At 69.0% G+C, this 21,536-nt stretch carries 17 protein-coding genes and 4 pseudogenes; 7 read left to right on the plus strand and 14 right to left on the minus strand.

Annotation, left to right across the window (positions count from 1 at the left end; genetic code table 11):
* Window positions 1-69 precede the first annotated feature (69 nt).
* The 8 genes from ABZ855_RS21930 to solA all read right to left on the minus strand — a co-directional run bounded on the left by ABZ855_RS21930 (window position 70) and on the right by solA (window position 8,764).
* Window positions 70-1,053: a D-2-hydroxyacid dehydrogenase gene (locus ABZ855_RS21930; RefSeq protein ID WP_360809220.1), complete on the minus strand. Its 984-nt coding sequence runs from the start codon at window positions 1,051-1,053 to the stop codon at window positions 70-72.
* Window position 1,054: 1 nt separating this feature from the next.
* Window positions 1,055-2,506 carry an NAD-dependent succinate-semialdehyde dehydrogenase gene (locus tag ABZ855_RS21935; RefSeq protein ID WP_360809222.1) on the minus strand — a complete coding sequence of 484 codons (1,452 nt, stop codon included), beginning with the start codon at window positions 2,504-2,506 and terminating at the stop codon, window positions 1,055-1,057.
* Window positions 2,507-2,547: 41 nt separating this feature from the next.
* Window positions 2,548-3,828 (minus strand): FAD-binding oxidoreductase, encoded by a 1,281-nt coding sequence (locus ABZ855_RS21940; RefSeq protein ID WP_360809224.1) that lies wholly within the window; start codon window positions 3,826-3,828, stop codon window positions 2,548-2,550.
* A gap of 158 nt (window positions 3,829-3,986) precedes the next feature.
* Window positions 3,987-4,754, minus strand: a complete 768-nt coding sequence (locus tag ABZ855_RS21945; protein WP_360809226.1) for an amino acid ABC transporter ATP-binding protein — start codon at window positions 4,752-4,754, stop codon at window positions 3,987-3,989.
* Window positions 4,751-5,710: an amino acid ABC transporter permease gene (locus tag ABZ855_RS21950; RefSeq protein ID WP_360809228.1), complete on the minus strand. Its 960-nt coding sequence runs from the start codon at window positions 5,708-5,710 to the stop codon at window positions 4,751-4,753. The genes ABZ855_RS21945 and ABZ855_RS21950 overlap by 4 nt, the downstream gene beginning before the upstream one ends.
* A 1-nt stretch (window position 5,711) precedes the next feature.
* The gene (locus ABZ855_RS21955) at window positions 5,712-6,731 is read right to left on the minus strand and encodes an ABC transporter substrate-binding protein (RefSeq protein ID WP_360809230.1); all 1,020 of its coding nucleotides are present in this window, start codon (window positions 6,729-6,731) and stop codon (window positions 5,712-5,714) included.
* 100 nt (window positions 6,732-6,831) lie between these two features.
* On the minus strand, window positions 6,832-7,512 hold the full coding sequence (locus tag ABZ855_RS21960; RefSeq protein ID WP_360809232.1) for a haloacid dehalogenase type II: 681 nt from the start codon (window positions 7,510-7,512) through the stop codon (window positions 6,832-6,834).
* Window positions 7,513-7,627: 115 nt separating this feature from the next.
* Window positions 7,628-8,764 (minus strand): N-methyl-L-tryptophan oxidase, encoded by a 1,137-nt coding sequence (solA, locus tag ABZ855_RS21965; RefSeq protein WP_360809234.1) that lies wholly within the window; start codon window positions 8,762-8,764, stop codon window positions 7,628-7,630.
* A 278-nt stretch (window positions 8,765-9,042) separates the two neighbouring features.
* Between solA and ABZ855_RS21970 the strand changes: the two genes are divergently transcribed.
* A complete protein-coding gene (locus ABZ855_RS21970; RefSeq protein WP_360809236.1) occupies window positions 9,043-10,671 on the plus strand; it encodes a PucR family transcriptional regulator ligand-binding domain-containing protein in 1,629 nt (542 codons plus the stop codon).
* A gap of 46 nt (window positions 10,672-10,717) precedes the next feature.
* On the opposite strand, the gene ABZ855_RS21975 is transcribed toward ABZ855_RS21970, so the two are convergent.
* The gene (locus ABZ855_RS21975) at window positions 10,718-11,776 is read right to left on the minus strand and encodes a tartrate dehydrogenase (protein ID WP_360809238.1); all 1,059 of its coding nucleotides are present in this window, start codon (window positions 11,774-11,776) and stop codon (window positions 10,718-10,720) included.
* A 73-nt stretch (window positions 11,777-11,849) separates the two neighbouring features.
* Entirely contained in the window at window positions 11,850-12,734 is an 885-nt protein-coding gene (locus tag ABZ855_RS21980; RefSeq protein ID WP_360809240.1) for a LysR substrate-binding domain-containing protein, read from the minus strand.
* Between the two features lie 435 nt (window positions 12,735-13,169).
* Between ABZ855_RS21980 and ABZ855_RS21985 the strand changes: the two genes are divergently transcribed.
* The gene (locus ABZ855_RS21985; RefSeq protein WP_360809242.1) at window positions 13,170-13,670 is read left to right on the plus strand and encodes a hypothetical protein; all 501 of its coding nucleotides are present in this window, start codon (window positions 13,170-13,172) and stop codon (window positions 13,668-13,670) included.
* A gap of 142 nt (window positions 13,671-13,812) precedes the next feature.
* On the opposite strand, the gene ABZ855_RS21990 is transcribed toward ABZ855_RS21985, so the two are convergent.
* Window positions 13,813-15,081: an aminotransferase class III-fold pyridoxal phosphate-dependent enzyme gene (locus tag ABZ855_RS21990; RefSeq protein ID WP_360809244.1), complete on the minus strand. Its 1,269-nt coding sequence runs from the start codon at window positions 15,079-15,081 to the stop codon at window positions 13,813-13,815.
* 225 nt (window positions 15,082-15,306) lie between these two features.
* Here ABZ855_RS21990 and ABZ855_RS21995 point away from each other — a divergent pair, with 225 nt between their 5' ends.
* The 4 genes and pseudogenes from ABZ855_RS21995 (at window position 15,307) to ABZ855_RS22010 (ending at window position 19,988) form a co-directional block, all read left to right on the plus strand.
* Entirely contained in the window at window positions 15,307-16,992 is a 1,686-nt protein-coding gene (locus tag ABZ855_RS21995) for a PucR family transcriptional regulator ligand-binding domain-containing protein (RefSeq protein WP_360809246.1), read from the plus strand.
* Between the two features lie 276 nt (window positions 16,993-17,268).
* A pseudogene (locus tag ABZ855_RS22000) lies at window positions 17,269-18,401 on the plus strand (IS256 family transposase); the annotation flags it as partial.
* Between the two features lie 454 nt (window positions 18,402-18,855).
* A pseudogene (locus tag ABZ855_RS22005) lies at window positions 18,856-19,400 on the plus strand (IS110 family transposase); the annotation flags it as partial.
* Window positions 19,401-19,583: 183 nt separating this feature from the next.
* Window positions 19,584-19,988, plus strand: a complete 405-nt coding sequence (locus ABZ855_RS22010) for a RidA family protein (RefSeq protein WP_360809248.1) — start codon at window positions 19,584-19,586, stop codon at window positions 19,986-19,988.
* 32 nt (window positions 19,989-20,020) lie between these two features.
* On the opposite strand, the pseudogene ABZ855_RS22015 reads toward ABZ855_RS22010, so the two are convergent.
* The 3 genes and pseudogenes from ABZ855_RS22015 to ABZ855_RS22025 all read right to left on the minus strand — a co-directional run.
* Window positions 20,021-20,158: pseudogene (locus ABZ855_RS22015) on the minus strand (IS5/IS1182 family transposase); the annotation flags it as partial.
* Window positions 20,122-20,400, minus strand: a complete 279-nt coding sequence (locus ABZ855_RS22020; protein WP_360809477.1) for a hypothetical protein — start codon at window positions 20,398-20,400, stop codon at window positions 20,122-20,124. The pseudogene ABZ855_RS22015 and the gene ABZ855_RS22020, both read right to left, overlap by 37 nt.
* 139 nt (window positions 20,401-20,539) lie before the next feature.
* Window positions 20,540-20,877, minus strand: a pseudogene (locus ABZ855_RS22025) (thiamine pyrophosphate-dependent enzyme); the annotation flags it as partial.
* A 269-nt stretch (window positions 20,878-21,146) separates the two neighbouring features.
* Between ABZ855_RS22025 and ABZ855_RS22030 the strand changes: the two are divergent.
* On the plus strand, window positions 21,147-21,443 hold the full coding sequence (locus tag ABZ855_RS22030; RefSeq protein WP_360809250.1) for an SsgA family sporulation/cell division regulator: 297 nt from the start codon (window positions 21,147-21,149) through the stop codon (window positions 21,441-21,443).
* The last annotated feature ends 93 nt before the right edge of the window (window positions 21,444-21,536 follow it).

Here is a 21,536-nt window from a genome sequence, read left to right on the forward strand (position 1 = left end):
GAGAGAAAAGGCGAGTAGCACGCGCCCCGACCGGTAGGAGTCACCGGTCGGGGCGCGTGCTACTCGCCTTCAGGCTGGGGGCGTTTCGTCGACCACGTATCCGCGCTGCTTGTCCACCAGGTTGCGCAGCGGCCGGCCCTCGATGTGCCGGGCGAAGTTGTCGAGGAACATCTCGACGAGCTCCTCCCGCTCGCTGGTGGTCTCGCCCGCCGTGTGCGGGGAGATCATCACGCCGGGCATGTTCCACAGGGGGGACTCGGCAGGCAGCGGTTCCTGGGCGAACACGTCCAGGGCCGCGCCGGCGAGCCGTCCGGCGGCGAGGTGGTCGACCAGCGCCTCCTCGTCGACGAGTCCGCCCCGGCCTACGTTGATCAGCCGGGCCCCCGGCTTCATGGCCGCCAGCACGGGGGCGTCGACCATTCCCCTGGTGCCCTGCGTGAGGGGGGCGGCCAGGACGACGTAGTCCGCTTCTGTCAGGGCGGAGCGCAGGGTCGCCGCACCGTGAACCGTGCCGAAGTCGGGGTCGTCCGCGCGGGACTTGCGGCCCGCACCGCTCACCCGCATCCCGACGGCGCGCAGCAGCCGGGCGATGGCCCGGCCGATCGGCCCCGTCCCCCAGACCAGCACAGTGCGTCCGGTGATGCCGTCACTGGGGCGCGGACGCCACTCGCGGCGCCGCTGGTGCTCCCACGTGCCGGGGAAATCCTTGGCGAGGGCGAGGATCAGGCCCAGGACGTACTCGGCGGTCGGCTGCTCGTAGACCCCGCGGGCGTTGGTCAGGACAAGGCGCGGATCGTCGACCAGGGCGGGGAACAGGAAGGAGTCCACGCCCGCGGAGGACGCGTGGACCCAACGGGGCGCCTTCTGCGGATCGTCGGGCCACGCCTCCCGGATGGCCGGGGTGATGGTCACCCAGGCCAGGAGGACGTCGGCGCCGGGGAGGAGGTAGGGCAGTTCCTCCTCGGTCGCGTAGACGGTGTCCGCGAGGCTTTCGATGCGGTCGGTGGCGGGGGGCCGGTTGCCGCGGTAGAGGACGACGAGTCGCTCGCCCATCTCAGGCTCCGACGGGGACGGCAATGTACTTGTACTCCAGGAACTCGTCGATGCCGACAAGTCCGCCCTCGCGGCCCAGGCCGGACTGCTTGACGCCGCCGAAGGGCGCGGCGGGGTTGGAGACCAGTCCGGTGTTGATGCCGATCATGCCGCTTTCGAGGCGTTCAGCGACACGCAGGGCACGGTCGAGGTTCTGGGTGAACAGGTAGGCGGCCAGGCCGAATTCGGTGTCGTTGGCGGCGGCGACTGCCTCGTCCTCGGTCTCGAAGGCGCGGATCGCGGCGACGGGGCCGAAGATCTCGGTGTCGATGATGGCGGAGTCGGGGGCGATGCCGGTGAGGACGGTGGGCGGGTAGAAGCAGCCCGGTCCCTCGGGGAGTTCACCGCCGGTCAGGGCGGTGGCACCGCGCTTGACGGCGTCCCGCACCAGGTCGTGGGCCTTGCTGCGGCCGGCGAGGTCGATGAGAGGGCCGACGTCGGTGCCGGGTTCGGTGCCGGGCCCGACGGTGAGGGCGGCCATGCGGGCGGTGAGTCGCTGGGCGAACTCGTCGGCGACGGAGCTCTGGACGAAGATGCGGTTGGCCGCGCAGCAGGACTCGCCCATGTTGCGCATCTTGGCGACCATGGTGCCCTCGACGGCCACGTCGAGGTCGGCGTCGTCGAAGACGATGAGGGGGGCGTTTCCGCCCAGTTCCATGGAGGTGCGGATGACGGTGTCGGCACACTGGGCCAGCAGGATCCGCCCGACCTGGGTGGAGCCGGTGAAGGAGAGCTTGCGGATCTTCCCGCCGCGCAGGAGGGGTTCGACGACGCCGGCGGCGTCGGTGGTGGTGACGATGTTCAGCACCCCGGCCGGAAGGCCCGCTTCGGTGAGGATCTCCGCCAGGGCGAGGCTGGTCAGGGGGGTCTGGGGGGCGGGTTTGAGGACGATGGTGCAGCCGGCTGCGACGGCGGGGCCGATCTTGCGGGTGCCCATCGCCAGAGGGAAGTTCCAGGGAGTGATGAGGAGGCAGGGGCCGACGGGCTGACGGGCGACCAGCAGACGGTTCCTGCCGTCGGGGGCGGTCATCATGCCGCCGTCGATACGCACGGCTTCCTCGGAGAACCAGCGGAAGAACTCCGCGCCGTAGGCCACTTCGGCACGCGCCTCGGCCAGGGGCTTGCCCATCTCCAGGGTCATCAGCAGCGCGAGGTCTTCGGTGCGCGCGATGATGATGTCGTAGGCGCGGCGCAGGATCTCGCTGCGCACGCGCGGCGGGGTGGCGGCCCAGGCGGCCTGCGCGGCGACCGCCGCCTCGACCGCACGACGGCCGTCGGCGGGTGAGGCGTCGGCGATCTGGCACAGTTCCTCGCCGGTGGCCGGGTTGTCGACGGACAGGGTCCGGCCGGACTCGGCGTCCTGCCAATCGCCGCCGATGAACAGCTGCTTGGGAACATCACGGACGACAGTCATCGTGGGTATCTCCTTGTGGGTGCAGAGGGGCTGCCGACCGGTCAGCGGATGCGGTCGAGCGTCTTGTAGTAGGCGCCCGCGAAGGGCAGGAACCAGGCAGTGCCGTTGTAGAGGGGGATGCGGGGCGGGGCGATGTCGCGGACGGGGTTGGCCTCGGGGTGGCCGTCCAGCACCTCGGCCATGACGTGCCCCATGTGGGTGGCCATCTGCACACCGTGGCCCGCGTATCCCATGGAGTAGTGGACGCCGTCCTCGGTCTGCCCGGCGTGCACGATGCGGTCCATGGCGAAGCCGACGGAGCCGCCCCACACGTACTCGATCCTGGTGCGGGAGAGCTGGGGGAAGATCTCGCACATCTCACGGAACAGAACGGCCCCGCTCTTCTTGTCCGAGGTGGGGTCGGACGGTGCGAAGCGGGCGCGGCCGCCGAACAGCAGCCGGTTGTCCGGGGTGAGCCGGAAGTAGTGGCAGACCTTGTTCGAGTCGACGATGAGGCGGGCCTTGGGAATGATGTCCCCGGCGAGCTCCTCGCCCAGCGGCTCGGTGACGATGATGAAGCTGCCCACGCAGACCTGCTGGCGACGCAGCCAGGGGAAGTTCTTGTCGGTGTAGGCGTCGGTGGCCATCATGACCTGCCCGGCACGGATGACTCCGCGCTCGGTGCTGACCTCGAACCGGCCGGCGGCAGTACGCCGCACGCCGATGGCAGCGTTGCGCTCGTGGATCTCCACACCGGCGCGCTCGCACGCCTCGGCCAAACCGCGCACGAAGCGGCCGACGTGCAGGGCCGCACTGAACGGGTCGAGGAGGCCGCCGTGGTAGGCGTCGGATCCGATCTCGGAACGCAGCTCGGCCTTGCCGATCAGAGTGGTCTCGTGTCCGAAGTGCTTGGCCAGGGCGCGCTGTTGGGCCTTCTTGGCTTCGAAGTGGGCGGGGCGGGAGGCTACGCCCAGGCGTCCGACGCGGCGGAACTGGCAGTCGATGGACTCCTCGTTCACGAGCCGCTCGACGGTGTCCACGGCCTCGCCGTAGGAGTTGTATATCTCGCGGGCCCGCTCCAGTCCGTACCGGCGGATGGCCTGGCCCACGCCGATGGTGAAGCCCAGGTTGGCCATGCCGCCGTTGCGGGCGGAGGCACCGGAGCCGATCTGGCCCTTTTCGACGAGGGTGACGCGAGCGCCCTTGCGGGCGGAGTGCAGGGCGGTGGACAGACCCGTCAGGCCGGCGCCGATGACCACCAGGTCGGTGTCCTCGGTCAGCGGCTTGCCGGATCGGTCGGGAAACGCCCCGGCGGTTTCTATCCAGTAGGGAATCGTCTTCATGTCGGGTCCTTAGCGGGGAGTTTCGAAGATGGCGCGGCCGGGCAGCACCAGGGGCCCGGCCGACGGCGACGTCAGCGACCGTCGGATCGACGTCTGACTGGAGGGCGTTGGGGACCGGGACCTGCAGGGTGCGGACGTCACGTCGGTCCCAGCCGCTTCTACAGGACCCTTTCGAGGAAGGCCTGGGTTCGTTTCTCACGGGGGTTGCCCAGGACCTCGCGGGCATCGCCGCGTTCGACGGCGATGCCTTCGTCCATGAAGAGCACTTCGTCGGCGACTTCGCGGGCGAAGCCCATCTCGTGGGTGACGAGCAGCATGGTCATTCCGTTGCCGGCGAGGTCGCGCATGACGGCGAGTACTTCACCCACACGCTCGGGGTCCAGCGCGCTGGTGGGTTCGTCGAACAGCATGATGGTGGGTTCCATCGCCAGCGCGCGGGCGATGGCCACGCGTTGCTGCTGGCCGCCGGAGAGCTGAGCGGGGTACTTGTGGCCACAGCCCTTGAGGCCGACCTTGGCCAGCAGCTCTTGTGCCTGCTCCCGGCAGGTGGCGCGGTTTTTCTTCTGCACCAGCACCGGTCCGGACATGACGTTGCTTTCGGCGGTCATGTTCGGGAACAGGTTGAACTGCTGGAACACCATGCCGATGCGGGCACGCTGCTCGGCCAGCCGCTGCGGGCGGACGGCATGGTAGGCGTCGTCCTTCTCGACGTAACCGAAGTCCTCGCCGTTGACTCGCAGGACTCCGCGGTCGACGGTCTCCAGGCCGTTGATGCACCGCAGCAGGGTGGATTTGCCCGATCCGCTCGGTCCGATGATGCAGGAGATCTCTCCGGCCGCGACGGTCAGGTCGATGTCACGCAGGACCTGGTGACGTCCGAAGCTCTTGCACAGCTTGCGTGCGACGATCGTTCCGTCGGCGTTCACAGCAGGGACTCCCTCGTGGTGGGAACTGGCTGGCTCGCCCCCGGCTCGGCCGGCATGGCGGCCGGGGTCAGCCGCGCCCGGGTCGAGCGGGAGAAACGGCGCTCGATCATGGACTGCGGCACGCTCAGCACCAGCGTCATGATCAGGTACCAGAGGCTGGCCACGATCAGCAGCGGGATCGTCTGGTAGTTGCGGGCGTAGATCGACTGTGCGCTGTTCAGCAGGTCGGCGACGCCGAGCACGCTCACCAGCGAGGTCTCCTTGAGCATGCCGATCACCTGGTTGCCGGTGGCCGGGATGACCGCCGGCATGGTCTGCGGGATGATCACGTGCCGGAGCTTGGTGAACCCCGACATGCCCAAGGACTCCGCTGCCTCGTGCTGTCCGCGACTGACCGAGGCGAACCCGCCGCGGATGATCTCGGACATGTAGGCGGCCTGATTGAGGGTCAGCCCCACGATGGCCGCGGTCATCGGCGTCATGATCGCGTTCACGTTCACCGGCGTGGAGATGTCGGTGAACGGGACGCCGATCGAGAGGTGCGGATACAGGGCCGCGATGTTGAACCAGAAGACCAGCTGCACGAGCACCGGGGTGCCGCGGAAGAAGGTGATGTAGAGCTGGGCAAGCCCGGAGACGGGCCGCTGGTCCGACATGCGCATCACCGCCAGCACCAGCCCGAGCAGCGTGCCCAGGGCCATGCTCGCCGCGGTCAGGAGGAGCGTGATCAGCAGGCCGTTGAGGATGGTCTCGGTGGTGAAGTAGCTGAACACCACCGGCCATCGGTAGTTCTCGTTCGTCACCGCGGTCCACGCCAGACCGGCGACGATCGCGATCGCGACGGCCCAGGCGACGTAGTCGCGCGGACGTTTCGGCGTGATCCGCTTCTTTTCTTCGGCCAGCAGGGGTGACATCGGTCGGCTCCCGGTCTTCGTACCGATCAGATCCGTGGACATGTCAGTCCTGCGGGACGGCCATGGCCGCGGTCTTGATCCCGAGGTCCTTGAGACCCCAGCGGCCCAGCGCCTCGGTGTACTTGGGGTCGTCGATGATCGACTGGAGGGCGGCCTTCACCGCGGGGGTCAGCGGCGATTCCTTCTTCAGCGCGACGGTGGCGGGCTTGGTGGCCACCAGGGGCCTGAGGACGTCGAACGTCTTGGGCTGCTGCGCGGCCGCCCACTCGAGCGAGGTGAAGTCGTACATCACCGCGTCGATCCGCTTGGAGACCAGCTGGGTCAGAGCGTCGTTGACGCTGGGCAGGGTCACCGACTTGATGGCCGGCTTGCCCTGGCTCGTACAGTCCTGCTTGGACAGCTGGGGCAGCCACTGGAGCTCCGCGGTGCTGCCGGAGGGGACGGCGACGCGGTGCCCGCACAGCGTGTGGGTGCCCAGCTTCTGCGGGTTGCCGTAGGGGACGGACACGCCGGTCCCGGAGTTGATGTAGTCGACCATGTCGAGCACCTTCAGCCGGTCGCTGGTGGCGCCCATGGTGGAGCTGGTGAAGTCGTACCGATCGGCCTGCAGGCCGGTGATGATGGTGTCGAACTTGACGTTGTTGATCTGGAGTTTCAGGCCGAGCTTGGCAGCGATCAGCCGGGACATGTCCGGGTTGAAGCCGATCGGGGTCTTGTTGTCCGATGCCATGAACGTGGTGGGCGGGTACGACAGGTCCATCGCCACCGAGAGCGTGCCCTTGGCCTTCACCGTGGCGGGCAGCAGCTTCACCGCGTTCTGGTCCGGCTTCACGCCCACCGAGATGTCGTCGGTGTGCTCGGCGGACGCGCCGGCTCCCCCGCCCTGCGTCGTGCCCTTCGCCCCCGCGTTCTGCGCGGTGCCGGTCGACCCGCACGCGGCGAGCGCGAGGGCCAGGGCGGTGGTGACGAGCGGGATGCTCAGGTGCCTGTTGACCTGCATCGCGGCGGCCACGGCGCCTGCGGTGCGGAATGCGTTTCTGCGGCCTGTCCGGTTGGTTTCCATGGCGGTGCCTCCTGGGGATACGGGGATACGGGGAATCCGTGATGCGGGGACGACGTGCGGATCGGACGGGGGGGGTGGGTGAGCGGGTGCGCGTCGGGCGTCAGATGCCCAGCATCTGGTTGAGCTCGTCCAGGGACTTGACGGTCACGTAGTCGTAGCCGTGGGTGACCGGGTCGCAGCCGCGGTCCAGCAGGACGAGGTTGCGGAAGCCCATGTCGTGCATCGGCATCAGGTCGTAGCGGGTGTGCGAGGAGACGTGCACGAAGTCCTCGGGGGACGCGTCGAGCTGGTCGAGCATGTACTCGAACGCGGCGTAGCGGGGCTTGTAGTAGCCGGCCTGCTCGGCGGTGAAGACGGCGTGGAAGTCGGCGCCGAGCCGGGGCACGCTCTCGGCGAGGACGGAGTCGTCGGCGTTGGAGAGGATCACCAGCTTGTAGTTCTCGCCCATCTTCTTCAGCGGCTCCGGCACGTCGGCGTGCGGGCCCCAGCTGCGCACGCCGTCGGCGAACCGCTTGCCCGCGTCCGGGGCCGCCTTGATGCCCCACTTGCGGCAGACGCCCTCGAAGGCGGCCTGCAGCGTCTGCTCGTAGGGGTAGTACTTGTCGAGGACCGAGTCGTAGCGGTAGCCGCGGAACTCCTTGACGAACTGGTCCCACTGCTCGGCGGGGATCTGGTCGCCGACGAGTTCACGCGTGATGGGCGTCATCGGCCACTCGATCAACGTCCCATAGCAGTCGAACGAGACGTACTTCGGGCGGAACTGGAACGAGGGAATGGGCATGGAAGTGCTCCACTTTCTTGCGTCGGGGAAGTGGTCAGGGCCGGTGCGGGCCCTTTTAGGCATGCTCACGACAGAGACGTCATGAGGGGGTGATGACGTCGGCAACCGCTGGGGATCAGGCGGCGCCGACTCCTGCCGGAGCAAGGAAGTCGACAGGGTGCTCCGTGGTGCCGTCGAGCGCCAGGTCGGCGGCGATCTCGCCCATCGCGGGCGAGAACTTGAAACCGCTGCCGGAGAACCCGGCCATGACGATGATGTCGTCCTCGCCGGGGAGATGACCGACGATCGGGTTTCCGGACTCCGTGTAGCCCTCCATGTAGGCCGACATCCTGATGGGGTCGGGGTTCAGGTCGGGCATGAGTTCACCGATGAGCTCGCGGAAGACACCGAGTTCCTCGGGGCGGACGGTACGGTCGAGCCGGTCGGGCTCGGGCACCGGCGCATGGTATTTGACGGAGAGACCGAGCTTGACGGAGATGCCGTCGGGCGACGGGATCCCGAAGCAGTCGTGGGGCGCGGCGCGCACGAAGGAAGGGGCACCGCCCGCGAACCAGTCGTGGCGGGTGGGCAGGTGCCAGGAGCAGATCACCCGGCGGACGTCGATGGTCCGGGGCAGGTCCGGGAGCAGGTTGTTGATCCAGGGGCCCACGGTCACCACGGCGGCGTCCACGTGGTCCGTGCCCTGGTCGGTGACGATCCGCACCCCGCCGCCGGCCGCGGGGGCGACCTCGCGCACCGTGGTGTAGCGGTGCAGCCGGGCGCCCAGGTGCTCGGCACGGGCGGCGGCGGCCTGGATCGACGCCTCCGGCCTGATGACGGCGCCCAACCGGTCGAGGACAGCGGTGTGTCCGTCCGGGAGCCGGTGCTGCGGGTAGCGGCGGGCGAGTTCCTCCCGGTCCAGTACCTCGTGATCCAGCCCGTGTGCGGCGCTGGTGGACAGGAGGAGGCGCATGGACGGTGAGGCGGTCTCTCCCATCACAAGGCTGCCGCTGCGGCGTAGCAGCGACCGGCCCGTCTCCGCCTGGAGCTGCTCCCACAACCGGTCCGCCAGCCGCAGCAGCGGGATGTACCCCGGCTCGCCGAGGTGGGCGGCTCGGTAGATACGGCTCTCGCCCCCGGCCGCGCCGCGGTCGTGACCCGGTGCGTAGCGGTCGTAGCCGATGACCTCGGCTCCGCGGGCGGCCAGTCGCCACATGGTTTGGCTGCCCATGCTGCCGGCACCGATCACGGCGACGCGCTTCGGGATGCGCATGAGGTCGCTCCTCTCGATGGTGTGGTGGGTGGCAGTGGGGCCCCAGCACTGTGCGGACACCGTGTGGACCTTTCCGGTTCGCGTCCTGCTGGGGATGGCGTTCACTCTCCGCCCGGGAGAACCCGCAGGGCAACCCACACTGTGTTCCGCCTCCAGGCCTTCTTGAGACGGTCTGTCACGGCGGACGACCGGGCTGCCCGAATGACGGGCCGCCTCTTGTCACGATGAGTGGCCGATGCGAAGGTGAGCCCGATTCCCCTCGGAAGAAAGCACCACTTATGCCACCCATACGTCACGCAACCGGGCACTTCCCCACGCTCAGGGAGGTACTGCGCCTGCCCGTGCTCGCCGAAGGGATGCCTCGCGTGCTGGCAGGCGAGTCACGGCTGGACAGCCCGGTGCGCTGGGTGCATGTCACAGAGCTGCTCAACCCCGCGGACTTCCTGGAGGGCGGCGAGCTGATCCTGACGACCGGTGTGCCGCATCCCGAGAAGGCCTCCGAGCTGCGCGGCTACGTCGACCAGCTCTCGGACGTCGGCGCGGCCGGCCTGATCGTGGAGCTCGGGTACCGGTACCAGAAGGTGCCCCAGGAGCTGGTGGCGGCGTGCCGTGCCCGTGATGTGCCGTTGGTCGAGCTGGCCCGTGGCGTCCGGTTCATCGACGTCACACACACGGTGCACGCGCTCATCCTCGACGCCCAGGGGGCCCTGCTGCGCCGCGGGCGGGACATCCAGGACATCTTCACGGCCCTGACACTGCGGGGCGCGGACCCCGAGGAACTGGTGCACACCACCGCGGAGCTCACCGGAGCCCCCGTGGTGCTGGAGGATCTCACCCACCGGGTCCTGATGTGCGAGCTGCTCGGCCGGCCGTACGAGCCGGTGGTGTCGGCCTGGTCGCGGCGTTCGCGGGCCGCCCCGACGCCGGAGAGGATCACGCCGAGCGGCCCGGAGGGGTGGCTGATCGCGCCGGTGCAGGACCACCACGGCCCGTGGGGGCGGCTGGTGCTGCTGGAGGACCGGCTGAGCGCCGAGCCCGACCCGGAGCACGTCCTGGTGCTGGAGCGTGCGGCGATCGCACTGACCATGGCGCGTCTGGCGGGGCAAGCCTGGTGGGAGCGGCGAGCCCACCGCTCCGTACTGCGGGACCTGTACGAACGGCGTTTCCGCTCCCCCGCGGACGCCCGCGCCCGCGCCGAGGCACTGGGACTGCCCACCCTCGGACACCGCCTGTTCGCCGTGGTCATCCGCCACCCGTACACCGGCACCGAGGGGGAGCACCTCGACGAACGGATCGCGAAGGCGCTGACGCACACCGGTGTCCGCGCCCTGGTCGGCGAGACGGCCCCGGGCCGCATCGGTGTCCTCATGGCTCTGGCACAGGCGAGCGGCTGGCAGCCGGTCGCCGAACGGATCGGCCGCCTGGCCCGGGAAGAACTCGGACCGCGGGCAGTCGTCGCCGTCGGCCCCGGGGTGACCGATCTCGGCGGGATCGCCCGGTCGTGGCAGGAGGCGGAGCAGACGGCCGAGGCGATCACACCGGCCTCCCCCGAGCGGTGGTTCTACGTCCCCGCCGACGTCCGGCTGCCGGAGTTGCTGGGCATCCTTCGCGAGGACACCCGTCTTCAGCGGTACGCCGAACGGCAACTGACCCGCCTCATCGAGCACGACGACCGCAACAGCGGCGATCTTGTCCCGGCACTGCGCGCCTATCTGGCGGCGGCCGGGAACAAGTCGGTCGCGGCGAAACGTGCCGGGATGTCCCGGCAGGCGTACTACCAGCGCCTGCACACCATCGAGCGGCTCCTCGGCTGCGACCTGGAGTCAGGACTGGAGCGCACGTCCCTGCACGTCGCGGTGCTGGTTCTGGACGCGGGAGAAGCAGCGGCAGAGGGCGCGCGGGACTGACTGGCGGGCGGCGTCGTCCCCGCCGCCCACCGCGGAACAACATGGCTCAGAGGAACTCGATCAGCCTGTCGGTGAACTCGGCGGTGGTCGCGGTTCCACCCAGGTCACGGGTGCGGGTATCGGTCTTGGCCAGGACCGACGCGATCGCGTCCGTGATGTCCTTGGCCGCGGCCGGGTGGCCGAGGTGGTCGAGCATCATGGCCGCGGACCAGATCGCGCCCAGCGGGTTGGCGATGCCCTGGCCCGCGATGTCGGGCGCCGAGCCGTGTACCGGCTCGAACATCGAGGGGAACTCGCCCTCGGGGTTGAGGTTGGCCGCCGGGGCGACGCCGATCGATCCGGCGACCGCGGCGGCGAGGTCGCTGAGAATGTCGCCGAAGAGGTTGGAGGCGACGACGACATCGAAGCGGGCGGGGTCGAGGACGAACTTGGCCGCCAGCGCGTCGATGTGCTCCTGGTCCCAGGAGACTCCGGGGTGCTCGGTGGCCCGCTCGGCGATCAGCTCGTCCCAGAACGGCATGGTGTGAATGATGCCGTTGGACTTGGTGGCGGAGGTGAGCTTCCCCCGGCGGCGGGCGGCGAGCGAGAACGCGAAGTCCGCGACACGGGTGACCCCGGCCCGGGTGAACACCGCTTCCTGGACGGCCAGCTCCTCGGCCGTTCCCTGGTTCAGCCGTCCGCCGATCTCGCTGTACTCGCCCTCGACGTTCTCCCGCACGACGACGAGATCGACCTCGCCCGGCCGCGCGCCGCGCACCGGACTGTCGATGCCCGCGAAGACACGGACGGGCCGGAGGTTGACGTACTGGCGGAAGCTGCGCCGTATCGGGATCAGCAACCCCCACAGCGAGACATGGTCCGGCACCCCCGGGTAGCCGACGGCGCCCAGCAGGATCGCGTCCTTGTCGCGCAGCTGGTCGATCCCGTCGGCGGGCATCATCGCGCCCTCCCGCAGGTACCGCTCGCACGACCAGTCGTAGGACGTGTAGGACAGGCTGAAGCCGTGGCGGCGGCCGAGAACATCGAGCACCTGCTGCGCTGGGGGCAGTACCTCGGCGCCGATGCCGTCGCCGGGGATCAGGGCAATGCGGTGGTTGGTCGTCATACCGTCGATTGCAGCAAGGCGGTCCACGGGGCGTCCAAGACGTAAAGCGGATACCCCTTATAAGCGGCGCCTATCAGCTGCCGGCGGCTGACAGGGCGGCCGTGACGAACGCGGCGGCCGCAGGCGACAGGCTGCCTCGGCGGCTGACGAGAGCGATGTCCAAGGTGGTCTCCGGCTCGATGTCCAGGACGCGGGCGCCCAGCTGCCGGGCGAGGTCCCGCCAGGAATCCATGACCACCGCGAGCCCGACCCCGGCCAGTACCAAGGGCATGAGCGACACCCGGTGCTCGGTCTCGGCGGCGACGGTGAACTCGATGCCCTGTTCCCGGAGCGCGTCGACGTAGGCGCGCATTCCGGTACCCGGCTGCCCGACGATCAGCCGCTGTCCGGCAAGCTCCTGACACCCCACCGCTGTCCGATCAGCGAACGGGCCGTCGGCCGGCACCATCAGCGCAAAGCGCTGCCGCCCCAGCGCATGGCAGACGACCTCTTTGTCGGAAAGCGGCCCGGCGGACGCCAAGAGCCCCAGTTCCACGGCACCCGTGCGCACCATGTCGGTCACGTCACGCGCGGTGAACGCCGCTTTGATGGCCACGGAGACGCCGGGATACCGGTGACTGAAGGCACTCACCAGACTCGTCAGCGGCTCCACCGCCTGCGAGGGCACGGATGCCACGTCCAGGCGCCCCTCTCGAAGCTCGTGCACCGCCGCGACACTCGCTCGCGCCGTCTCCAAACTCCGCACTGCCTCGCGGGCAGGCTCGATCAGAGCCCTTCCGGCTTCCGTCAGCACTGCCCTGCGCCCGATGCGATGGAACAACTCGGAACCGAGATCACGCTCCAGTGCCCGCACGGCCTGCGACAGCGACGGCTGCGACACGTACAGAGCCGAGGCCGCACGGTTGAACCCCCCACGATCAACGATCGCAAGGAAGTACTCCAGTTGCCGAACATCCATTACGCACCCTCTACGAAGCACGACCCCCGATGCAGCAGAAGATCACGTCCGTGACCCTGCCGAAGAGCACGCGGGTCAGCCGGACCAGGGGTGAGCCAGGTCCCGCCGCAGCGGAGCCATCCAGTCGCGGATGGCGTTATCTCGTGCCCAGCGATCCTATTGGTTGAGAAATTCACCTACCGAGGCAGATCAAGTAAGGCTCACCTAAGCATAATGACCGAGCCCTCATTGCCCGAATGCTGCCCTGGCTGTCCGGCAATGACCCCGCCCTGACGGTCCTGCGGGCCCGTTCCGCCGACCAGGATCCGACCCCGGAGCAGCTGGCTGCGGTACGGGAGCAACTGGGTCTGGACGAGGGACCGTTCACGCATCTCGCGCACTGGTTGGGCGGGTTGCCTCGCTGCGACGAGTGCCTTCGCGGTCTCCATAACCCTGATGCTCGGGGCGCTCGCGGTCACCATCGCGGTCGCGGCGCTGGTCAGTGCCCGCACCCTGTATCTCGGCTCCCGGCGACGACCGCACCGGGGGGCAGGGGCCATCGGCGTCGGCGTCCTCGCCTCGCTCCCCAAGTTCCTGCTCGCCTCACTCCTCGCCACCGTGTGCGGGGTGTGGCTGGGCTGGTTCCCGTCCAGCGGGCGGGAGGGACCGCCGTCCATGGTGCTGGAACGTAAGGCCGACAGAGGTACTGAGTCGCAGCCGTCTCCCGGCGCAGGTCCGAGAGCCGGAAGCAGATCAGCGTTCCGTGAGCGCAACCGCCATGCGGGTCCGCCGCGGCCCGGACTCCGTCACCGGCCTCCCCGAGGGATGTGCCTGGTGCATGCCGAGTTCGACTGCGACGGCGCAGACGAGGTGAAGGTCCGAGCCACCTCGCTGCTGGACGTACAGCAGCGCCGGAGAACCTGGCCGCCTTCCTGCGCGGCTTCCGCAAGCTCCTGACTCAAGACGCGAGGGAGCGAGCGGTGTGGAAGCCTGTGCGGTCGCCACCAGGTGGACCGTCGCCGCGGTGACGACCGCACAGGAACCCTCGGTACGCGCGGGCCGGTGTGGCCGGAAAGGACACCACCCCGGCCCGACCGCGTCATCGCCGCGCCGCTCCCGATGTGCCGACCTCCACCGCGGCCGCCCATGCCTGGAGTCCCTGGTCCACCGCCGTCTCGTCGATCACCAGGGCCGGGATCATCCGCACGACCTGGTTCCAGGCGCCACACAGAAGCAGGAGCAGACCCTGGTCGACAGCGGCACGCTGCACGCGGGCGGCCGTCTCGGGGTCCGGCCTGCCGTCCTCGGTGACGAACTCGGTGGCGAGCATGAGCCCGAGGCCGCGTACGTCGCCGATGCCTGCGGTCCGCTCGGCCACCGCCTCCAGGCCCTGGCGAAGGCGCTTGCCCATCGCCTCGGCGTTCTCGACGAGCCTCTCGTCGCGGACGACGTCAAGGGTGGCGCAGGCCGCGGCGCAGGCGACGGCGTTGGCGCCATACGTACCGCCCTGCGAGCCGGGCCACGCCTTGGCCATCAGCTCCTCGGAGGCGGCGATTCCTGACAGCGGGAAGCCGCTGGCCAGGCCCTTGGCGGTGACGAGGATGTCCGGCGTGACGCCGAAGTGGTCGTGACCCCAGAAGCGACCGGTGCGGCCGACGCCCGTCTGTACCTCATCGAGGATCAGCAGGAAGCCGTGGCGGTCCGCCCGCTCCCGCAGGCCCTCCATGAAGGCGCGGTTGGCAGGGACGTATCCACCCTCGCCGAGCACCGGCTCGACGATGATCGCGGCCGTGTCGGCGGGCGAGGAGATCGTCTGGAGCGTGTAGTCCAGCTCCTTCAGCGCGAAGCGGGTCGCGGTCTCCTCGTCCCAGCCGTACCGGTACGCAGACGGGAACGGAGTGACGACGACACCGCTCATCAGCGGGGAGAAGCCGGACCGGAAGCGGGTGCCGGAGGTCGTCATAGAGGCGGCGGCGACCGTACGGCCGTGGAAGCCGCCGTGACAGACGATGACATTGGGGCGGCCGGCGGCCTGCCGGGCCAGCCGCAGCGCGGCCTCCACCGCCTCGCTGCCGGAGTTGGTGAAGAACAGGCTGTCGAGCCCCTCGGGCAAGACCTCGCCCAGCTTGTCGACAAGCCGCCGCAGCGGCTGGTGCATGACTGTCGTGTACTGGCCGTGGACGAGGGTGCCCACCTGTTCCTGGGCGGCCGCTACGACCCTGGGGTGGCAGTGCCCGGTGCTGGTCACGCCGATGCCGGCGGTGAAGTCGAGGTAGCGGCGGCCATCCTCACCGTAGAGGTGGACGCCCTCTCCCCGGGCCGCCACCACGGGCGTGGCCTGGCGTAGGTGCGGCGACAGTGCAGTCATGTTCGTCTCCCGGCGGATCGTCGGTCTGGCTCCGGTCCGGTCGAGCATCTCCGCGTACCTCGATGACACCAATGCGCGATCTGTCCGCCCCCGCCACGGCATCTGGACGTTGTGTCAGCCGCACCCGGCATCACGCCCCGCTCGTCCTGCTCACAGCAGCCCTTTCAGAGCTCTTGCGCAGGTCAGCGAGGATTGTCAGGGTGACGGAGCACCCAGGGAGGCCCCATGCACGAGAACCACCACACGGCTGCGCGGCCCGTCACCGACGGTCCTGACGCCTCCTTGGCAGGCCCGGACATGGCCACCGCCAACCATCCGCTCACCGTGGCCGACGTCCTGACCCTTCCCGTCCTCGCCGCCGGGCAGCCACAGGTCGTCACCGGAGCAGACTTCCTCGACCGCGCCGTCCGCTGGGTTCACATGACCGAGCTGACCGACCCTGCGTCCTTCCTCAAGGGCGGCGAGCTCGTGCTGACGACCGGTATGCCGCTGCCCGAGGAGCCGGCCGGCGTACGCCGCTACGTGAACGAACTCGCCGACGTCGGCGCGGCGGCCCTGGTCATCGAACTGGTCCGCCGATACCACCGCCCGCCGGACGCCCTGGTCCATGCCTGCGAGGCGCGCGGGCTCCCCCTCGTGACCCTGGCCAAGGACGTCAACTTCCTTGAGGTCACACAAGTCGTCCACGCTCTCATCCTCGGCAACCAGGCCGAGGAGATGCGCCGGACCCAGCGCATTCACGAGGCGTTCACCGCCCTCACCCTGCGCGGCGCTGTGCCCGAGGAGGTCGTACGTGCCGCCGCCGAGATGAGCGGCCATACCGTCGTACTGGAGAACCTGGCCCACCAGGCACTCATCTGCGCGCCCTCCGCAAGCACGGTCGAGGCAGCGCTCAGCGACTGGGAACGGCGCTCACGAGCGACACCTCCCGCCGGCCGCACATCCGTGTCCGGACCCGGCGGCTGGCTCGTGACATCCGTGGAGTACCAGGGCGAAAGCTGGGGCCGGGTGGTCATGCTGCCCGCTCCGTCGGGCCGCCCCACCCCCTCGACATTCGGCCCGACGGCTGCGACCGTTCTGGAGAGAGCTGCGATGGCCCTCACCATCGCCCGCGTCATCCACCCCGTGTCCTGGGAACGCACCGCACACCGCGATCTCCTGCGCGACCTCGTCGGACAACGTCACCACTCTCCTGCTGACGCCGCGGCCCGGGTCGCCGCACTGGGTCTGTCCACCAAGGACTGCGGCTTCATGGCCGTGCTCGCGGACTTCCCCCAAGAGACGGACGCGACGAAAAGCGAGGCCCTCCTCTGCGAAGAGCTGAGGAAGCAGGGGACACAAGCCCTCGTCGGCGTTCTCGGCCCCACGCGCCTCGGCATCCTCCTGTCCCTGCGCTCCGGCCAGCCCTGCCCACCCGTGGTCGAACATCTGAGCCGCACCGTACTCGAGTTGGCGCCGGGGGCCACCGTCAGCGCGGGCAGCGAGGCGGCGGACCTCTTCGATGTCGCCCGATCCTTCCGCGAGGCGACCCGCGTCACCGAAGCCACCGAGCCCGGTCAGCCGCTCCCGCCGGGACGCTCCTACCACAAGCCATCCGACATCGGCCTGCGCCGCCTTCTCTTCGCGCTCCGGGAGGACATCCGGATCCAGGACTTCACCGAGCGCCGGCTCAGCCGGCTCCTCGACCATGATGCCCGCCACGGGACGGACTTGCTGACGACCTTGCGCCACTACCTTGACGCGGCAGGCAACAAGACCCTGGCAGCCCGCTCCGGCGGTCTGTCGCGCGAGACCGTCTACCAACGTCTGCGCAGCATCGAGCGGATACTCGACTGCGATCTCGAGTCCGGCGAACACCGCACCGAACTACACGTGGCACTCACAGCGCTCGACGTCCTGCGGGCCAGGTGAGCCGGTAGGAATCAACAGGCCGACGGCGCTCGCGGCATACGAGGAAGCCCGTGCGTCATACGTGCGTCACCGCCGCATGCGTGCGTCAGAGACGCCGAGACCACGATCATGACGTGGCAAGGTTGCGTCCGCGGAAGTGGTGTATGGGTTCGACCTGGTCCGGGAGTTCGCTCCGGCATCGGGGTGGAGTCCGCATAGGCGAACGGCCACCGGCTGATCTTCGAAATGTCGAAGCCCGAAGGAGATCAGCACGATGACCGCACCTGAAAGTCGCCCCTGCACGCCCTCGCGGAAGACAACCTCGCCGCGGCGAGTCCCGATCTGCTGCACACGATGATCAGACGTTCGCCGACGCGCTCATGTCCGCCGAGGCCGACGCCCTCTGCAACGCCGAATACGGCCAGGTCAGCGAGGAGAGAGTCAATCACCGCAGACGGCTATCGCCCGCGTGAGTGGGACACGAGGGCCGGCACGATCGAACTGGCTGTCCCCAAGCTCTGGACCGGTAGCTACTTCCCGCACTGGCTTCTCGAACGCCGACAGCGAGCCGAGCAGGCCCTCATCAGGGTGGTCGCCACCGCCTACCTGCTCGGCGTCTTCACTCGCCGTGTCGATAAACGCGCCGAGAGCCTGGGTGTCACCCAGCTGTTGAAATCCCAGGTCAGCGCGATGGCCAAGCATCTGGACGAGCAGGTCGCCGCGTTCCTCAACCGTCCCCTGGACCAAGGCACTTACTCGTTCGTCCGGGTCAATGCCCTGACTCAGAAGGTCCGCGAGGGCGGCCGCATCAGTCCAGGCCGAGGGTCTCGCGGTGGCCGTCGGCGTTGACGGCGACCGCGATCAGCGCGTGGACGTTGAGGATGGTGCGGGCTGGCCGGCCTTCCTGCGCTCGCTCGTCGCCCGCGGCCCGTCCGGCGTCCAACTGGCCATCTCCGACGCCCACATGGGCCTAATCAACGCGATCGGCGCCACGCCGCCCGGGGCGAGCTGGCAGCGCTGCCGCACTCACCACGCCCGCGTCCCTGCTCAGCCAGGTGCCCAAGTCGGCCCAGCCCTGGGTGGCCACGCTGCTGCGGACCATCTTCGAACAGCCCGACGCCGACGCCGTCCAGGCCCAGATGAAGCACGTGCTCGACGCTCTGGAGGCGAAGTTCCCCAAGTCCGCCGAGCATCTCGACGCCGCGCAGGCCGACGTGCGGGCGTTCGCTGTCTTCCCGCGCGAGATCTGGCGGCAGATCTGGTCGAACAACCCGCAGGAACGCCTGACCAAGGAGAGTCGCACCGACGTGGTCGGCATCTTCCCCGACCGCGCCGCCCCTCCGACGGGTCGGGGCGGTCTTGGCCGAGCAGAACGATGAGTGGACCGAGGCCGCCGCTTCAGGGGACTCGACCTCCTCGCGGGGGCCCGCCTCCACCCGATCGCGTCAGAAACCGACGCCACCGCCCTGCCCACCGAACTCACCACACAACCTCAAAGAAGAGATCACCGAGTGGCCGTAGACCTCGGCCCGCAGGACGCGGCGGGTCGAAGGACAAGCTCAGCAGAGAGTCCACCCCAACCTGGCAGCGGCAGGCGTGATCCGCCCGGGAAACCTTCCGGAACCGCAACAGCAGCGTGCCCCCCGTTACCTTTTTCGTGGCTCCGCGATGGGGCCTCCGGCCTTCGGGTCCGGCATGACTTCCCCCTCCTGTTGTTGATGATCCGGGGGGTGGTGTCACCGGGTCCGTAGGCATCGACGGACCGCTGCTGAGGGGCTTTAGCACCGGCTTCACCCGAGCCGGAAGAGCTCTCCGTAACGTGGATGTGGCGGCTCGGTGCCGTGCCAAGGCCGGACGAAAGCGTGATGGAGGGGCCTGCGCGTGATCGACACCGGCTACATCGACGTCTTCCTCGGCCTGGACGTCGGCAAGGGCGAACACCACGCCACCGCCGTCACCCCGGCCGGGAAGAAGGCGTTCGACAAGCGCCTGCCCAACACCGCGCCCAAGCTCCGCGAGCTGTTCGCGAAACTCCAGGCCGAGCACGGAACCGTGCTGGTCGTGGTCGACCAGCCAGCCTCGATCGGCGCCCTGCCGCTGGCTGTTGCGAAGACATGGGCTGTTCGGTCGCCTACCTGCCGGGGCTGACGATGCGGCGGATCGCCGACCTCTACCCCGGTGAGGCCAAGACGGACGCGAGGGATGCGTTCATCATCGCCGAGCTGGAGATGATCGTCGGGTTCGACGACGACCTGGCCGGCGAAGCCACCAGAGTCGCCAACCGACTGCACGGCCTGCTGACCCAGATCCATCCATCGCTGGAACCGGTGCTGGGGCCGGGGTTGCAGCACCCGGCCGTCCTCACGCTGCTGGAGCGTTTCGGATCTCCGGCACAGATCCGCAAAGCGGGCAGGCGGCGCCTAATGAGCCCCTTTGATCCTCTGCTGGATCACACCGGCGCCTGGAGGAGCCCACTGCAGCCAATTTTGTGCGCGCAGAGAACACTCGGGCGGCGCTACCAGACAAGCATCGCTTGTACGGACCCGTAACTTCTACACGCAAGGGGCCTGCCTGCAACTACGGCCCCGCGCGCTGTATCAAGGGAGTGAGTCATGAATTCACAGGTGAAGGTATTCGGGTTCGGCATGCCGTGGGAGTCGTTGTACGGGTACAGCCAGGCCACCCAGGTCGGTGACACGGTTTACGTGTCGGGGCAGCTGTCTCATGACCGTCACGGCAACTTCGTGGGCGCCGGCGACTTCGAACTGCAGGTCCGCACCACACTGGAGAATCTGGACCTGGTGCTGAGGCAGTTCGGAGCCGAGCGCAGCCAGATAGTGGAGACCACGGTTCTGGTGAGGAGCCTGCGGGAGAACTTCGACACGACAGCACGCCTTCACGCCGAGTACTTCGGGGAGCACCGGCCCACCAGCACGGTCATGGGAGTCTCCGACTTGGCCCTGCCGGACCAACTTGTGGAGATCGGCGCGCTCGTGCGTCTCGACGTGAAGCCATAGGTGAGAAGGCCGGCCTGATTTCTTCGGCCTCCTCATCCTGGATAGTTGCAGGTCAGCAGCGTGTGGACAGCCTGGACGATGGTGCTGATGCGGCGGGTGGAGCATCTGGCTCGCCGGAGCAGCCGCCAGGATTTCAGCTGGGCGAAGGCGCGTTCTCCCGGAGCTCGCAGGACCGGCGGCAACACCGGCACCGCGCTCCGTGCCGACTCAACACGCCCCCCCGCCACCACCCCCCAGCCGTGACCCCGCTGTGTTCGGCGCCCCACGGTCGCTCAGGTGGCGAGTAACCCTCGTCCATGGGTTCGTCACCAGCCCGGTAGTCCAGGGTGTCCGCGGCGTCCAAGAGGACGGTGCCGTCCAGCACCTCCGTCCCGTCCGGCTGGTAGACCTCGTCGCCCATCTCGGCGTTCACGCTTGCTCCTTGATTTTGTCGATCAGTACGACTGCGCCGTGCGAACGGCCGGCCCCGGACGGCCGACTCCCACGGCTGTCCCTAGGTGCGAGGTGGGACGGCGAAGGCCGTTCGGGTGCGTCGGTTCGGGGCGGCCGGTTCACGGGCGCGGGACGTTGCGCAGATTCGCGCGCGCCAGATGGACCATGCGTCCGACGCCGCCGGTGAGGACGGTGCGGCTCGCGGACAGCGCGAATCCGGTGACCTGTTCGGCGGTGATCTTCGGCGGGATGGCGAGGGCGTCGGGGTCCGTGACCACGTCGACCAGTACGGGGCCGCCGTGGGCGCAGGCCTCGCGCAGGGCGTCACGCACCTCGGCGAGCTTCTCCACCCGGATGCCCCGGGCACCGGCCGCGCAGCGATGGCCGCACGGGCGATGGCCGCGAAGTCGGTGTGAGGGTAAGCGGTGCCGTGCGGTGGCAGGCCGTCGACCATCATTCAGGGGAGTCGCCCACAAGGTCGCAGCCAGGCTAGGAGCGCGCCGAGCGAGCCATTTGCCCCAGCGTGTACCGGCCGCAGCCCGACACACCAGCCGTGTCGATGCGACTCCGCCAGGGCAGTGAGCCGGGTACGCCGGGACCGTCACGACGTGCCGCGGCAGCGGTGCTTTCCCGGGCAAGGCCTGTGCGTTCCACGACAAACCACCCGTGCAGCCCGTGCCTAGGGTGCTGAGGAGGAAACGCTCTTCTCAGTTTTTCGAGGCTTCAATGGAACTGCATTCCGGCACTGTCACCCGCGCTGTCAGGGCGCATGTCAGACCTCTCAACAGGCCGCCGCTTCCGCTGCCCGCGGAACTGCGGTACCGCGTCACCGATCCTCACGCCGTCGGTATGTCTCTCGGCCCCTTGATCGGCCCACGCATTCCGTGGGTGTTCGCCCGCGACCTCCTGGCCGGGGGGCTGCGGCGCCCCACGGGCTCCGGCGACGTCCGGGGCTGCCCGCGCACGGCCACCACCCGGACACCCTCCGCGTCGTCCTCAGGAACGGGTCGGGTACGGCCTTGATCGGCGCCCTCACTTCCCTCCTGGAGAAAAGTGCCCGTCCCTGACTCGTGACCCCGCGTTGTCATGTGCGACTCATGTGCGACGACCAATACC

It is taken from the genome of Streptomyces sp. NPDC047042 (genome assembly GCF_040644035.1).
GTDB lineage: Bacteria > Actinomycetota > Actinomycetes > Streptomycetales > Streptomycetaceae > Streptomyces.